Genomic DNA, 14,926 nt, shown 5'->3' on the forward strand with positions numbered 1-14,926 from the left:
GACGCGGCACCGGGCGTATGCCGGTGGATGCATGTGCATGCGAGTTATGTCGGAAGGTATGGGAGAATCGACGGATGGTTGACGTAAGTGCGCACGGCGAGGCGCGGCCCCATGTGAACGCCCTGGGCTCGACCGCCATGAGCGATCTCTTCCAGATCCTCCGCGACGGCCAGCCGCGCACGCGCAGCGAACTCGCGACGATCACCGGTCTCGCCCGCACGACGGTGGCGATGCGCATCGACGCCCTCACCGACCTGGGCCTCGTCGGCCCGGTCGGCGAGGCCGCCTCGACGGGCGGCCGCCCCTCGTCGCTCTTCGCGATCACGGCGAGCGAGCGGTTCGTGGTGGGCGTCGACATCGGCGCGTCGCACATCCGGGTGGCGCTCGCCGACATCACCGGGCGCATCATCGAGGAGACCAACTCGGTCATCGCGGTCGCCGAGGGCCCCAGGATCGTGCTCGACGCGGTCATCGCGGCCACGCGCGAACTCATCGAGCACACGGGCCGCCGCCTCGGCGACCTGCTCGCGATCGGCGTCGGCGTCCCGGGCCCGGTCGAGTTCAGCACCGGTCGACCCATCAACCCGCCGATCATGCCCGGCTGGGACCGCTTCGACGTCGCCGGCTGGATCCGCCAGGAGATCGACGTGCCGGTGCTCGTCGACAACGACGTGAACATCATGGCGCTGGGCGAGCGCGAGCGGGCCTGGCCCGACACCGACCACCTGCTCTTCGTGAAGATCGCGACCGGCATCGGCGCGGGCGTCATCTCGGGCGGCTTCCTCCAGCGCGGCGCGCAGGGCACTGCGGGCGACATCGGCCACGTCTACGTCTCGCGCGGCGCCGAGATCGCCTGCAACTGCGGCAACTTCGGGTGCCTCGAGGCCCTCGCCTCGGGCAGTGCGATCGCGCGCGCGCTCACCGCCGCCGGCATCCCTGCGAAGAACTCGCGCGACGTCGTCGACCTCGTGAAGAACGGCAACGTCAACGCGATCCAGGCGGTCCGCCAGGCCGGGCGCGACATCGGCGAGGTGCTCACGACGTGCCTCAGCCTGATGAACCCCTCGGTCATCGTGCTCGGCGGCTCCATGGCCGAAGCCGGCGAGCACCTGATCGCGGGCGTGCGCGAGGTCGTCTACCGTCGGTCGATGCCGCTCGCGACCGAGTCGCTGCACATCACGCTGTCCCAGACGGGTGCCGACGCGGCGGTCCTCGGCGCGAGCATGCTCGCCATCCACCACTCGCTCTCCCCCGCGAACATCGAGGCGATGATCGCGCAGTCGGCCGGCGGCGCGCTCCGCGCGGTGAAGTAGCGCCGCGCGTCCTCCGCTGGCGAGCGCCGGGGGCGGCCGGGAGTACCGTGGTCGGGTGACCGACACCCCCTTCGCGCTGTTCGACCTCGAGTCGGTCGCACCCCGCGTCGCGTCGGCGCTCCGCCAGCCTCCCCACCCCCACGAGACGCGCATCGTCGCCGACTCGGGCGACCGGGTGGCCTGGCTGCGGGCGCGCGCCCAGGGAGTGACGGCGACGGATGCCGCGAAGCTCGCCTCCGAGGCATCCGTCCGGGCCGCGGCGAGCGAGAAGGTGTACGGCGGGCGCAGCCGCGGATTCGGCGGCAGCCGGTATACCGACCACGGTCGCGAGCGCGAACCGGTGATCGCCCGATGGGTCCGCTCGGAGCACGGGATCGCGCCGTCGAGCCTGCTCTTCCACGCCGAGGCCGACCGACGGCACCTCGCGACCCCCGACGGGCTGACGGTGCGGGGCGACGGCACGCTCGAGCTGTGCGAGATCAAGACGACGTCGAAGCCGTGGCGAGGGATCCCGCGCGGGTACCTCCGCCAGGTCTGGTGGCAGCAGTACGTGCTCGGCGCCGAGCGCACGCTCGTCGTCTGGGAGCAGCACGACGGCTTCGTGCCGATCGGCGACCCGAAGTGCCGGTGGGTCGACCGCGACGAGGACCAGATCGCGCAGCTCGTCCGCCTGGCAGGGATGCTCCTCGAGGCGATCCGGCCGCAGCCCGGGACCACCGAGCCCGCACGCGTCGGCGGACCCGACCGCTCCTTCTACCGCCCGGGGCCGCTCGCGTGAGCTTCGTGCTCCTGCACGGGCTCGGGGCCGACCGCCGCCAGCCGCTCGACCTCTTCGGACCCGTGCTCGACGCGGCGAACGCGGCGGCCGACATCGTCGCACCCGACGTGCGCGCGCACGGCGCGTCACCGCTGCTCGGCGAGCCGCACGATTTCGCGCTGGACCGGCTGGCCGAGGAGGTCGCCGCAGGCGTCGCCGGCGACGGCCCGCACACGCTCCTCGGCATCTCGATGGGCGCGGCGATCGCGCTGCGGATCGCCGTGCGCGGACTGCTGCACGTGGATCGCGCGGTCTTCGTCCGCCCGGCGTTCGACGACGCCTCACTACCGACGAACCTGCGCGCCTTCCCGGTGATCGGCGAGCTCCTGCGGGAGCACGGACCCGAGGGCGGCGCCGAGCGGTTCGCGCGCACCGAGCCCTACCTCCGGGTCGCCGAGGCGTCGCCGCTCGGCGGTCGTGGCCTGATGGCGCAGTTCCTGGCGACGGATGCCGCGCCCCGCGCCATCCGCCTGGTCGAGATCCCCCGCAACCGCGCCTTCGCGTCCGATGCCGAGCTCGGCGCGCTCGCGAGCCGCGGCATCCGCTCGCTCGTCGTCGGCGCGCCGCGCGACCCGGTGCACCCGTTCGAGCTCGCGGAGCGCTGGGCGGCGGCGCTCGGTGCGGAGTTCGCGCGCGTGCCGGCGCGCGACGACGGCCAGGCGGCGCAGGCGGCGGCGATGCGCGAGGCCGTCGGTCGCCTCCTCAGCCGGTCGTGACGCGGTCGGCGTCCGGCTCGCGACCCGCGCGCGACCGGTCGACGCCCGGCGATGCCCTCGACGGCGCCGCGTGCGGCCACGGCGTCCGACTCAGGGCGAGCACGCCGGCTCCGACCAGCAGGATGAACGCGGCGATCGCGATCACGTAGACCGCGACGCCGCCGTAGCCCGCCGGCTGCGCCGGGTTCAGGAACGGGTACGGGTACCAGCCGATCAGGGCGCCCCGCACCAGCGAGTAGACCGCCCAGGCGAGCGGGAACAGCGCGATCGTCCAGAGCCGCTGCCAGGGGATCCGGTGGCGGCCGGGCGCGAGCACCCAGTCCGCGACGACGTAGAGCGGGGCCCAGACGTGCAGGATCTCGTTCGACCACGGCACGGTCGTCGCCTGGTCGAGCGAGATCTCGCGCAGCAGCAGGTTGTAGACCACGAAGGTCGTCGCCATGTAGGTGGTCGCGCAGGCGCGCACGAGGTCGTACCACGGCGGATCGGCCGGACGGGTGAACGCGAGCCACGCGCCCGCGAACAGCACGAGCGCGGTGAGCGCGTTCGAGAGGATCGTGAAGAAGCTGAAGAAGTTCGCCACGAACGCCGCGCGGTCCTCGACCATCGACCAGCTCACGACGAACTGGCCGACGATCGCGACGATCACCGCCGCCGCCGCGACGACCCGGAGCACCCCGAACAGCGCGCGCATCCATCCCCCTCGAATCCACCGGTCCTCCGCAGCCTAATGTGCCGCAGAATGGTCGGACGGGCGGCGAGCGGACGGGGGGATCGATGCGGGCACTGGTGGTCGACGAGACGGGCGAGGCGGCGGCGTTCCGCATGGCGGAGGTCCCGGCGCCGCTCCGCGTGCAGGACGAGGTGCTCGTCCGGGTGATCGCCGCCGGCGTGAACCCCATCGACCGGAAGACGAAGCTCGGTCGGGGCGTCTCGGCCGCGATCCCGTCGTACCCCGCGATCCTCGGGCTCGACTTCGCGGGCGTCGTCGAGGAGGTGCCCTACGCCGCCCATCCGCTGAAGGTCGGCGACCGCGTGTACGGCATGGGCCGCGTGCCGCGGATGACGGGAACCTACGCGGAGGTCGTCTCGATCCCGTCGATGTCGGTCGCGCCCATGCCCAGGGGGACCGGGTTCGTCGAGGCGGCGGGCATCCCGTGCGCGGCGCTCACCGCGTGGGGCGCGGTCGTCGACGTGGCCCGTGCGCACGACGGCCAGCGCATGCTGATCCACGCCGGTGCGGGCGGCGTGGGGCACTTCGCGGTGCAGCTCGCCGCGTACTTCGGAGCCCAGGTCACGGCGACGGGATCGCCGCGCAACGCCGACTTCCTCCGCTCGCTCGGCGCGGAGCGCGTCATCGACCACACGTCGGAGCGCTTCGAGGAAGTCGCGGGCGAACAGGACGTCGTGATCGACCTGATCGGCAACGTCATCGACGACACGGGCACGCGCTCGCTCGACGTGATCCGTCGCGGCGGCCTCATCGTGAACGTGCCGACGAAGTCGTGGCCGACCATGGCCGAGGAGGCGGCGGCACGCGGCATCCGCTCGACGGGCTTCGTGGTCTCGCCCGACGCGCGCACGCTGTCGGTCATCTCGCGGCTCGTCGACGACGGCGCGATCCGGGTGCACGTCGACGAGGTGTTCCCCCTCGAGCAGGGCGAGACCGCGCACACGCGCCTCGGCGGCGGACACGTACGCGGCAAGCTCGTGCTGCGCGTCGCCGACGACCCGGCCTAGGACCGTTCTCCGCGGGATCCGACCGTCGCTTCCCATCCGCGTGTCCGCGGTGAGGATGCGACGAGCGGTTCGGCCTGCGGATCGGCCGAGCTCCCGCGAAACGAGAGTCGACTCTCCACTTCTCGCCTCGGTTACGCGACTTGCGTTACGAATCATGCAGTTTCTGTTGACGAGATGTCATAAGTCGTCGAGAGTGGATCGCACGTGCTCGAGGGCGACGGAGCCCTCATGAAAGGAAGACCCCATGTGCTACGGATTCGACGGCGACCAGGCGATGCAGGCGTCACTCAGCCAGCGAGGCATCAGCAGGCGCGGCGTGCTGATGGGGCTGCTCGGTGCCTCCGCCGCCGCGCTCACGCTCGGCAGCGGAGCGACACCGGCGGTCGCCGACGTCGCCTCCAAGCCGTGGAAGCGCGTGCCGCCCGGCAAGATCAGCCTCCAGCTCTGGACGGTGCGCGCGGGCCTGGGCGCACCCTGGGGCCCCGGGGACTACGACACGACGCTGCGCGCGATCGCCGACCTCGGCTACCCGAAGGTCGAGCAGGCGCTGGGTTACTTCGGTCGCACCGCGACCGAGCTGCGAGCGTTCTACGACTCGATCGGCATCCGCGCCACCTCGTCGCACGACGGGGTGTCGGCCGACGACGCGGCGCTCGCGCTCAAGCTCGAGAACGCGGCGACGCTGGGCCAGAAGTACCTGAACGTGCCGTACTTCGCCTCGAGCTCCCTGTCCGACTGGCAGGCGCTCGCGGACCGCATGAACGTCGAAGCCCAGGCCGCGACCTCGTACGGCATCGCGTACGGCTACCACAACCACGCCCACGAGTTCACGACCGACCTCGGCGGCGGGCGGACGCCGTGGCAGGTGCTCACCGAGCGCCTCGACCCGGCGCTCGTCCACCTCGAGGTCGACCTGTACTGGGCGGTCACCGGCGGCGTGAACACCGGCGCGGCCGACCCCGTGCAGTTCGCCATCGACACGATCGCCGCCGCGCCGCAGCGGGTGCGCCAGTTCCACGTGAAGGACCGCCACCTCGACGGCGACATGGCCGACCTCGGAACCGGCACGATCGCGTTCGAGCGCATCTTCCGTGCGCACGCGGTCGAGGAGTACATCGTCGAGAACGACACCCCGGACGTGACGCCGCTGCAGACGGCCGAGGTCGGGTACGACTACCTCCGTTCGCTCCGGTTCTGACCGCGGCGGGGTCGTCGGCGGCGAGCGCGAGCGCGCTCGTGCCGTGCGTCGCCGACGACCCGGCCCGACCTAGGCGGCCGTCCGCCCTCCGGCGAGCAGCGCCGAGCCCAGTTCGCTGCGGAGGTAGAGCACGCTCCGACCATGCCGCGTGCTCACGAGCAGGCCGGCGTCGCGCAGGGCGCGGAGGTGCTGGTTCACGGCGCTCGCGGTGACGCCGAAGCGCACGCCGAGCTCGGTCGACGAGGCGGGGTCGCCGAGCGCGGCGAGCAGCGAGGCCCGGGTGTCGCCGAGGATCGCCGCGACGGCCGCCGGGTTGGCGACGCGCTCGGCCTCCCAGAGTGCGCCCTGGCCCCGCGCCGGGTACATGAGCATGGGCGGTCCGTCGCCGACTGGGGCCGACGCGCGCCGCGTGAACATGGTCGGCACGAGCGTGAGCCCGGTGCCGACGATCGCCTGCGTGCGATCGCGCGGGTCGCGCATCCGCACGCGCAGCACGTCGCCGTCGAAGTCGACGGTCGCGGTGAGTCCGTTCAGCATCGCCCCCAGCCCGTGCTGCGCGATCTGCCGGCCACGATGCACGACGTCGGCCTCGAGCACCGCGCGCATGCGCGACCAGTACGGCGCGAAGCTGGCGGCCCACAACTCCTCGAGCGCCGCCACCATGCGGCCGATCGCCGCGCGCGGGGGCCCGTCGAGCGGGTCGGGCACGCGGCCGTGCACGGCGATGAGATCGGCGTGGAACCGGTCGGCGGGCAGGTCGCGCAGCGCGGCGAGCTCGTCGTCGAGCCGGGTGAGCGGCGACGCCGGTCGCGGGTTGAGGAAGTCGGGCGTCCACATGCGGTCGTCGATGAGCGCGTCGAGCGCCTGGTGATCGAGGTCGGCCCGCGAGGCCTCCGTGCGCCGGACCCAGGGCAGCTGCAGCGGGAACCGCTCGGGAGCCTGCACGGCGCGCAGCGACAGCCCGAGCTCGCACAGCGGGGAGATGCCGAAGCGGACGGCGGCGACGTCCTGCTCGTCGAGCACGTAGCGCAACATGTAGCACAACGCTACATCGATTCCTCGGCGGCGGCCCGCCTGCGACAACTGAGTGGTGACCACCGCTCCCGCACGACCGTCGTTCGACACCCGCCTGAGGTCCTCGCTCGCCGACCCGGTGCTGCGCGCCCTCGTCGTCGCGACCATGATCAGCCGCGTCGGGCGCGGGATCTTCCTCACCGTCACCGTGCTCTACTTCACGTTCGTCGTCGGGCTGCCGGCGCACGAGGTCGCGATCGTGCTGACCCTGGCGAGCGCCGCCGGGGTGCTCGCGTCGTTCGCCGGCGGATGGCTCGCCGACCGCCTGCGGTCACGACGGCTGCTCATCGGGCTCTCGATCGCCGACGGCATCGGGCTCATCGCCTACGTCTTCGCCGGCGACTTCGCCACCGCCCTCGTCATCGCCGTGGTCGTCGGCGCCGTCGAACAGGCCGCCAACTCCACCCGGAGCGCGATCATCGCGCGCGCGTTCACCGGGGAGGCCCGGGTCGGCGCACGCGCCGTGCTCCGCACCGTCACCAACGTGTCGATCGCCGCGGGGTCCGGCGTCGGCGCCCTCGCCCTCGCCCTCGGCACGCCGGAGGCCTATCGCGCGACGATCGTGCTCGCCGGCGTCGCCTCGCTCCTCGGTGTGACGCAACTCGTCCGGCTGCCCCACTCCGTGGACGCGCGCGCACCGCGCGCGGCAGCCCCGGTGACCACCGCGACCGGCTCGACCGAAGTCACCGCCTCGCTCCGCGCCGAGCGCATCGCGCTGCGCGCCCACTCGCCCTGGCGCGACCCCCGCTACCTGCTGCTGACCGCGCTCAGCGCCGTCTTCGGCATGCAGTTCGCCGTCACGAACATCGGGGTGCCGCTCTGGGTCGCCCACGCCACCGAGGCGCCCGCGGTCGTCGTCTCCGCCGTGCTCATCCTCAACACGACGGTCGTCGTGCTGTTCCAGCTGCCGCTCTCGCGCGGCACCCACGACCTCCGCGTCGCCGGCCGCGTGTCGGCGATCGCCGCCTGGCTGATGGCGGGCGCCTGCATCGTCTACGCCCTCTCCGCGGGGCTGCCCGCCTGGGGCGCCGTGACGGTGGTGCTCCTCGCCGCGCTCGCCCACGCCTTCGCCGAGGTGCTCTCGCAGGCCGGCGGGTGGGGGCTGAGCTTCGAGCTCGCCGACCCCGTGCGTGCCGGGACCTACCAGGGCGTGTTCGGCATGGGGTACTCGCTCGGCGCGATGTGCGCGCCGCTCATCGTCACCGCGACCGCACTCGAGCACGGCCTCGCCGGCTGGGCCGTGCTCGGTGCGGTGTTCCTCGCCTCGGGCCTCGGCACGTGGGCGATCGCCCGAACGGCCGCGCGTGCCGCCGAGCGGATGCCCAGTCAACCCCCAGCGGCGCCGACGGAGGCCTCGGCTAGCGTCGGACCATGACCGCCACGCCGTCGATCGTCTGGTTCCGCGACGACCTGCGCATCGGCGACCATCCCGCGCTGCACGCGGCCGTCGAACGGGGCGAGCCGATCATCGCCGTGTACGTGCTCGACGAGGAGTCCGCCGGCATCCGCCCGCTCGGCGGCGCGGCGAAGTGGTGGCTGCACCACTCGCTCGCCTCGCTCGCGAACGACCTGCGCGATCGCGGCGTCCGGCTCGTTCTCCGGCGCGGACGGGCGGGGCGGGTCATCCGCTCGCTCATCGACGAGGCCGGAGCCGGCGCCGTCTACTGGAACCGCCGCTACGGCGGCGCCGAGCGCGAGGTCGACGCCGACCTGAAGTCCGCCCTCGCCGACGCCGGGCTCGAGGTGCAGAGCTTCGGCGCATCGCTGCTGTTCGAGCCGTGGACGATCCGGACCGGGTCGGGCACGCCGTTCTCGGTGTTCACCCCGTTCTGGAAGGCGTGCCTCGCAGCCGACGAGCCGCGGCATCCGCTGCCCGCGCCGAGCGAGCTCGACGGCTACGGCGGCCCCGACGGGCGAGGCGGGCCGGCCGGGGACGACCTCGACGACTGGGGGCTGCTCCCGACGCACCCCGACTGGGCTGCCGGGCTGCGCGAGTCGTGGGAGCCCGGTGAGCGCGCGGCAGTGCGACGGCTCCGCGCCTTCCTCGACGACGACCTCGCCGACTACGCCACCGCGCGCGACCGGCTCGACCGGCAGGCCACCAGCCGGCTCTCGCCGCACCTGCGCTGGGGCGAGATCAGCCCGCACCGCATCTGGCACGCGACGCGCGAGCGGGCGGCCGGCACCGAGGGCGCGCGCAAGTTCCTCGCCGAGGTCGGCTGGCGCGAGTTCGCGTGGCACGTGCTCTTCCACTTCCCCGACCTCGCGACGAGGAACTGGCGCGAGGAGTTCGACGCGTTCCCCTGGCCGCGGCTGCACCCGAGCGCGCTGACCGCGTGGGAGCGCGGTCGCACCGGGGTCCCGGTGGTCGATGCCGCGATGCGCGAGCTCTGGCACACGGGGAGCATGCACAACCGGGCGCGCATGATCACGGCGTCGTTCCTCACCAAGAACCTGCTCATCGACTGGCGGCGCGGCGAGCAGTGGTTCTGGGACACGCTCGTCGACGCCGACCACGCGTCGAACCCGTTCGGCTGGCAGTGGGTCGCCGGGTCGGGAGCGGATGCCGCGCCGTACTTCCGGGTGTTCAACCCGGAGCTCCAGCGCGAGAAGTTCGATCCGGACGGCCGGTACGTCGGTCGGTGGGTCCCCGAGGTGGACGACGACGGCTACCCCGAGCCGATCGTCGACCTGAAGGAGACGCGGGCCGCGGCGCTCGCCGCGTACGAGCGGGTGAAGGCCGCGAAGTAGGGCCTACGGCAGCGGGCGCTCGAGCACGTGGTCGTGCTCGATGCGGCCGCCGAGCCGGAACCCCTTCGTGCCGACGACCTCGAAGCCCTGCTTCTCGTAGAAGCGGATGGCGCGGCCGTTCTCCTGGTTCACGCCGAGCCAGACGACCGCGGCACCGGTCGCCTCGGCGACGACGAGGGTCTCGCCCATGAGCGAGCCGGCGATGCCGGCGCCGTGCGCCACCGGGTGCACGTACATCTTGCTGAGCTCGATCGCGGGACGCGTCGTGACGCTCGCCGCGGCATCCTCGTCCGCCGGCACGCCGCCCTCCGTGGAGACGAGCATCGACCAGCCGACCAGCCCGCCCGTCGCTGCGACCTCCCCGGACTCGGCGAGCGCGATGCCCGCCCCCGTCGCGCGGTCGGGTTCGGCGACGAGGATCGTCCGCTCGGGATCGACGAGGTACTCGGCGAAGCGCACCTCGCTGAGCTGCTCGGCGATGAACCAGGCGATCGAGTCGGCCGTCGTCGACGGCGGGCACGCGAGCGGGAACGTGACGGCGGCCAGGCGCGCGAGGGCCTCGGCATCGCCCGGGTTCGCGGGCCGGATCGTGACGGTCACAGGCCTGACGCTACCGCCGCGTCCGCGATCCGGCCATCGATTCCGCGAGCATCGCGTGTCGTGTCATCGCCGGGCACACTCCGCTGGTGGCAGGATCGGGCGCATGGACGCTCCCCTCGAACGCGTGACGGCCCGATCCGACGACGGACGCTCGTTCCGGATCCCCGGCCCGGTCGACGGCTTCGTCGTCGGCGCGCTGGTCGTCGTCGACGACGGCGAGCGGCGCCAGCTCGGCCTCGTCGAGCAGCGCGACGAGGAATTCGGCCACCTCCGCGGGCGGCTGCTGGGCGTCATGGCCGACGGGTTCCTCGAGACGCGCGCGACGCTGCCCTTCGTCGCCGCGAGCGTGGCGGCGATCGACCCGGCATCCGTCGACCTGCTGCACTCGGCGACCGGTGCCGCGCTCGAGATCGGAACCGACCTCACGCCGCCCGGTGGGCCGGCGCGGCTGCTGCCGCACCGGTTCAACCGGCACACCTTCTGGTGCGGGCAGAGCGGGTCGGGCAAGACCTACGCGCTCGGCGTCGTGCTCGAGCAGCTGATCGCGCACACGGCGCTGCCCGTCGTCGTGTTCGATCCGAACTCCGACTTCGTCCGGCTCGGCGAGTTGAACCCGGGTGCGGCGGGCCCGACGGCCGATGCGCTGCGCGAGCGCGACATCCGGGTGCTCCGACCGAACGTGGCGGGCGCCGAACCGCTGCGCGCCCGCTTCGTCGGCATGCCGATGGCGTCGAAGGCGGCGGTGCTGCAGCTCGACCCGGTCATCGACCGGGAGGAGTACAACGCGCTCGTGCACCTGCGCGAGACGCTCGACACGACCGACCTCGGCGCGGTCCTGCCGACCCTCCGCGCATCGGACGATCCGGTGCACCGCGAGCTGGCGCTCCGCGTCGAGAACCTCGGCCTCATGGAGTGGGAGGTGTGGGCCGGCGGCGCCGGCGCGGCGACCGACGTGATCGACGAGCGACCGGATGCCACGGTGCTCGACCTCGGGGGCTTCTCGACGCCCGAGCAGCAGCTCGTCGTCGCGCTCGCGGTGCTCGACGAGTTGTGGGCCCGGCGCGAGGAGCGCCGACCGGTGCTGCTCGTGATCGACGAGGCGCACAACCTCTGCTCGCCCCAGCTCGACTCCCCCGTCGCGATCGCCGTGCGCGAGCGCCTGGTGCAGATCGCCGCGGAGGGCCGGAAGTTCGGCCTGTGGCTGCTGCTGTCGACGCAGCGGCCCTCGAAGGTGCATCCGGGGATCATCTCGCAGTGCGACAACCTCGCGCTCATGAAGATGAGCTCGCCCATCGACCTCGAGGGGCTCGCGACCTACTTCGGCTACGCCCCGACCGGCCTCATCGCCCGGTCGCCGTGGTTCCGCCAGGGCGAGGCGCTCTTCGCCGGAGGCTTCGTGCCGGCGCCCACCCTGCTGAAGATGAACGCGCGCGTCACGCCCGAGGGCGGCGTCGACGTGCCGGTCCCCCTCCGGTGACACGGCGAAGCGGATGCCGCGGGCTTCCCATCCCGCGGCATCCGCTCCTCGTGCGCTGACGCGCGACCCGGCCTAGAGGAACCGGGCGTACGCCCCGACGGTGAGGAACGTCGGGAACTCGGGCTCGAGCGCGACCGACCGGAACACCGAGATGGCGTCGTCGAACCGGTCGCCCTCGAAGCGGGGCAGGTCGGCCACGGCGGCCGCCATGATCCGCACGATCGACGTCTGGTCGATGCGCGTGCCCTCGGCGGTGACCGTGTTGTCGTGCAGCCACTGCCACACCTGCGAGCGCGAGATCTCCGCGGTCGCGGCGTCCTCCATCAGGTTGTCGATCGCCGCGGCGCCGGTCCCTCGGAGCCACGACTCGATGTACCGGATGCAGATCGAGATGTTGTCGTACACGCCGGCCTCGGTGACCTCGCCGCTGATCGACGGGATGTCGAGCAGCTGCGCGGCGGTGACCTGCACGTCCTCGCGGAGGCGGTCGACCTGGTTCGGGCGCTCGCCGAGCACCGCGTCGAACTCGGCGCGCGCCGTCGGGATGAGGTCGGGGTGCGCGACCCAGGTGCCGTCGAACCCGTCACCCGCCTCGCGGCGCTTGTCGGCCGAGACCGCGGCGAGCGCGCGCTCGGTCACCTCTGGGTCGCGGCGGTTCGGGATGAACGCGCTCATGCCGCCGATGGCGTGCGCACCGCGCTGGTGGCAGGTCGAGACGAGCAGCTCGGTGTACGCCCGCATGAACGGCACCGTCATGGTGATCGACTTGCGGTCGGGCATGACCCAGCGGCGGCCGCGCGAGCGGAACGTCTTCACGATCGAGAAGATGTAGTCCCAGCGACCGGCGTTGAGGCCGGCGCAGTGGTCGCGCAGCTCGTAGAGGATCTCGTCCATCTGGAACGCGGCCTGGATGGTCTCGATCAGCACGGTCGCGCGGATGGTGCCGTGCGGGATGCCGATCTCCTGCTCCGCGAACGTGAAGATGTCGTTCCAGAGCTTGGCCTCGCGGTGCGACTCGAGCTTCGGCAGGTAGAAGTACGGGCCGCGACCGCCCTCGATGAGGGCCTTGGCGTTGTGGAAGAAGTAGAGCCCGAAGTCCACCAGCGAGCCCGAGGCGTGCATCGCGCGCCCCGCGCGGTCGTGGAACTTCAGGTGCTTCTCCACGAGGTGCCAGCCGCGCGGCCGGAACACGATGGTCGGCGTCTCGGACGCGGTGACGCGGTACTCCTTGCCCTCGGGGCTCGTGTACTCGAGGTCGCCCCGCAGGAAGTCGAAGAGCGACAGCTGGCCCTCGACGACGTTCGCCCAGGTGGGGCTCGTGGCGTCCTCGTGGTCGGCCAGCCACACCTTCGCGCCAGAGTTCAGCGCGTTGATCGCCATCTTCCGGTCGGTCGGGCCGGTGATCTCGACGCGGCGGTCCTCGAGCCCGGGGCCGGCGCCCGCGACGCGCCAGCTGCGGTCGTCGCGGATCCACTGGGTCTCGGGGAGGAACCTCGGGTCGCGGCCGTTCGCCGCGTCGACCCGGGTCTGCAGGCGGACGGCGAGCAGCTCGTGCCGTGTGTGCGCGAACCGGTCGTGCAGCTTCGCGAGGAACGCGAGCGCCTCGGGCGTGAGGATCTCGTCGTACCGCTCGCCGAGCGGCGCGGTGACCTCCAGGTGCGGCTGCACGGTCTGGAAGCTGCCGGTCGCCGGCGTCGGCTCGGGCGTGGGGGTCTCCGTGCGAGTGGAGCCGAAGGCATCCGTTCGCTCGATGGTGATGGTCATGATCTCGTCTCCTTCGCGGGCGCGCGCCCGTCGATCAGTGCTGGAACTGCTCTTCCTCGGTCGATCCGACGAGGGCGAGGGTCGCGCTGTTCGGGTTCAGCGCCGTGGCGATCTGGTCGAAGTAGCCGGTGCCGACCTCGCGCTGGTGGCGCGTGGCGGTGTAGCCGTCGGCCTCGGAGGCGAACTCGGCCTCCTGCAGCTCGACGTAGGCGGACATGTGGCGCTCGTTGTAGTCCTTGGCGAGCGTGAACATGCCGTGGTTCAGGGAGTGGAAGCCCGCCAGGGTGATGAACTGGAAGGCGTAGCCCATGGCCGCGAGCTCGCGCTGGAACTTCGCGATCTGGTCGTCGTCGAGGTGGCGCTTCCAGTTGAAGCTCGGCGAGCAGTTGTAGCTCAGGCGCTTGCCGGGGAACTTCGCGTGCACCGCCTCGGCGAACCGGCGGGCGAGGTCGAGGTCGGGCTCGGCCGACTCGACCCAGAGCAGGTCGGCGTATTCGGCGTACGCGAGACCGCGCGCGATGACCGGCTCGATGCCGTTCTGCACGTTGTAGAAGCCCTCGGCGGTGCGCTCGCCCGTGACGAACGGCTGGTCGCGCTCGTCGTGGTCGCTCGTCAGCAGGGTCGCCGCGAGCGCGTCGGTGCGGGCGATGATGATCGACGGGACGCCGGCCACGTCGGCCGCCATGCGGGCCGCGTTGATGGTGCGGATGTGCTGGCCGGTCGGGACCAGCACCTTGCCGCCCATGTGGCCGCACTTCTTCTCGCTGGCGAGCTGGTCCTCCCAGTGCACGCCGGCCGCGCCGGCCTCGATCATCTGGTGCATGAGCTCGTAGGCGTTCAGCGGTCCGCCGAAGCCCGCCTCGGCGTCGGCGACGATCGGCGCCATCCAGTCGCGGTCGTCGGCGCCCTGCTCGACCTGCCCGGCGCGCAGCAGCGCGTTGTTGATGCGGCGCACCACGGCCGGCACCGAGTTGGCGGGGTAGAGCGACTGGTCGGGGTACGTCTGGCCGGAGAGGTTGGCGTCGGCCGCGACCTGCCAGCCCGAGAGGTAGATGGCCTTGAGGCCGGCGCGCACCTGCTGCACGGCCTGGTTGCCGGTCAGGGCGCCGAGGGCGGCCGACCACTCCGGGTCCTCCATGCGCTCGAAGGCGGTGCCGGTGTTCTTCTGGATGTTCTCCCAGAGCTTCTCGGCGCCGCGCTTGGCGAGCGTGCGCTCCTCGCGGACCGGGCCGCGGAGGGCGATGACGTCCTCGGCGGTGTAGTCGCGCTTGACGCCCTCCCAGCGAGGGTTCGCGTCCCACTCGAGCTGCAGCTCGGCGGCGGTCTGCGTCTGGTCGCCGGGGCGGTTGATCGTGCTCATCGTGGTGCTCCTTCGGTGCAGCGGTGCGGATGTCTCGGTGTGTCCGTCCGGCGTCTCCTCCGACTCCGTCCGGGGGTCTGTGGAACCATGCTGCGCGTCCCGCACGGGGGTCGAAC

General features: G+C 72.5%; 13 protein-coding genes. 8 read left to right on the top strand and 5 right to left on the bottom strand.

The genetic code is table 11. The annotated features are described in order from the left end of the window. Positions 1 to 137 precede the first annotated feature (137 nt). The 3 genes from ABME02_RS13335 to ABME02_RS13345 are packed head-to-tail and all read left to right on the top strand — an operon-like array spanning position 138 to position 2,846. On the top strand, positions 138 to 1,313 hold the full coding sequence (locus ABME02_RS13335; protein ID WP_353815838.1) for an ROK family transcriptional regulator: 1,176 nt from the start codon (positions 138 to 140) through the stop codon (positions 1,311 to 1,313). 55 nt (positions 1,314 to 1,368) lie between these two features. Next, positions 1,369 to 2,091 (top strand): YqaJ viral recombinase family protein, encoded by a 723-nt coding sequence (locus ABME02_RS13340; protein WP_436408273.1) that lies wholly within the window; start codon positions 1,369 to 1,371, stop codon positions 2,089 to 2,091. Further along, entirely contained in the window at positions 2,088 to 2,846 is a 759-nt protein-coding gene (locus ABME02_RS13345) for an alpha/beta fold hydrolase (RefSeq protein ID WP_353815839.1), read from the top strand. The genes ABME02_RS13340 and ABME02_RS13345 overlap by 4 nt, the downstream gene beginning before the upstream one ends. On the opposite strand, the gene ABME02_RS13350 is transcribed toward ABME02_RS13345, so the two are convergent. Continuing rightward, a complete protein-coding gene (locus ABME02_RS13350) occupies positions 2,833 to 3,540 on the bottom strand; it encodes a Pr6Pr family membrane protein (RefSeq protein ID WP_353815840.1) in 708 nt (235 codons plus the stop codon). The genes ABME02_RS13345 and ABME02_RS13350 overlap by 14 nt on opposite strands. A gap of 83 nt (positions 3,541 to 3,623) precedes the next feature. On the opposite strand from ABME02_RS13350, the gene ABME02_RS13355 reads away from it, so the two are divergent. Together ABME02_RS13355 and ABME02_RS13360 are read left to right on the top strand one after the other, a co-directional pair. Next, positions 3,624 to 4,586 (top strand): NADP-dependent oxidoreductase, encoded by a 963-nt coding sequence (locus ABME02_RS13355; protein WP_353815841.1) that lies wholly within the window; start codon positions 3,624 to 3,626, stop codon positions 4,584 to 4,586. 244 nt (positions 4,587 to 4,830) lie between these two features. Next, positions 4,831 to 5,784, top strand: a complete 954-nt coding sequence (locus ABME02_RS13360) for a sugar phosphate isomerase/epimerase family protein (protein WP_353815842.1) — start codon at positions 4,831 to 4,833, stop codon at positions 5,782 to 5,784. A 69-nt stretch (positions 5,785 to 5,853) separates the two neighbouring features. Here ABME02_RS13360 and ABME02_RS13365 read toward each other — a convergent pair whose 3' ends face one another. Next, on the bottom strand, positions 5,854 to 6,819 hold the full coding sequence (locus ABME02_RS13365) for an ArsR/SmtB family transcription factor (RefSeq protein ID WP_353815843.1): 966 nt from the start codon (positions 6,817 to 6,819) through the stop codon (positions 5,854 to 5,856). 55 nt (positions 6,820 to 6,874) lie between these two features. Between ABME02_RS13365 and ABME02_RS13370 the strand changes: the two genes are divergently transcribed. Beyond that, entirely contained in the window at positions 6,875 to 8,233 is a 1,359-nt protein-coding gene (locus ABME02_RS13370) for an MFS transporter (protein ID WP_353815844.1), read from the top strand. Continuing rightward, positions 8,230 to 9,609 (top strand): cryptochrome/photolyase family protein, encoded by a 1,380-nt coding sequence (locus ABME02_RS13375; RefSeq protein WP_353815845.1) that lies wholly within the window; start codon positions 8,230 to 8,232, stop codon positions 9,607 to 9,609. The genes ABME02_RS13370 and ABME02_RS13375 overlap by 4 nt, the downstream gene beginning before the upstream one ends. Positions 9,610 to 9,612: 3 nt before the next feature. Here ABME02_RS13375 and ABME02_RS13380 read toward each other — a convergent pair whose 3' ends face one another. Next, on the bottom strand, positions 9,613 to 10,209 hold the full coding sequence (locus ABME02_RS13380) for a GNAT family N-acetyltransferase (RefSeq protein ID WP_353815846.1): 597 nt from the start codon (positions 10,207 to 10,209) through the stop codon (positions 9,613 to 9,615). Between the two features lie 103 nt (positions 10,210 to 10,312). Here ABME02_RS13380 and ABME02_RS13385 point away from each other — a divergent pair, with 103 nt between their 5' ends. Then, positions 10,313 to 11,686 (top strand): ATP-binding protein, encoded by a 1,374-nt coding sequence (locus ABME02_RS13385; protein ID WP_353815847.1) that lies wholly within the window; start codon positions 10,313 to 10,315, stop codon positions 11,684 to 11,686. Positions 11,687 to 11,758: 72 nt separating this feature from the next. On the opposite strand, the gene aceB is transcribed toward ABME02_RS13385, so the two are convergent. Both aceB and aceA read right to left on the bottom strand, forming a co-directional pair. After that, positions 11,759 to 13,450, bottom strand: coding sequence for a malate synthase A (aceB, locus tag ABME02_RS13390; RefSeq protein ID WP_353815848.1), 1,692 nt, complete (start codon positions 13,448 to 13,450; stop codon positions 11,759 to 11,761). Positions 13,451 to 13,484: 34 nt separating this feature from the next. Further along, the gene (gene aceA / locus ABME02_RS13395; protein ID WP_353815849.1) at positions 13,485 to 14,810 is read right to left on the bottom strand and encodes an isocitrate lyase; all 1,326 of its coding nucleotides are present in this window, start codon (positions 14,808 to 14,810) and stop codon (positions 13,485 to 13,487) included. Positions 14,811 to 14,926: the final 116 nt, after the last annotated feature.

The organism is Agromyces zhanjiangensis, from assembly GCF_040496055.1.
Classification (GTDB): Bacteria; Actinomycetota; Actinomycetes; order Actinomycetales; family Microbacteriaceae; genus Agromyces; species Agromyces zhanjiangensis.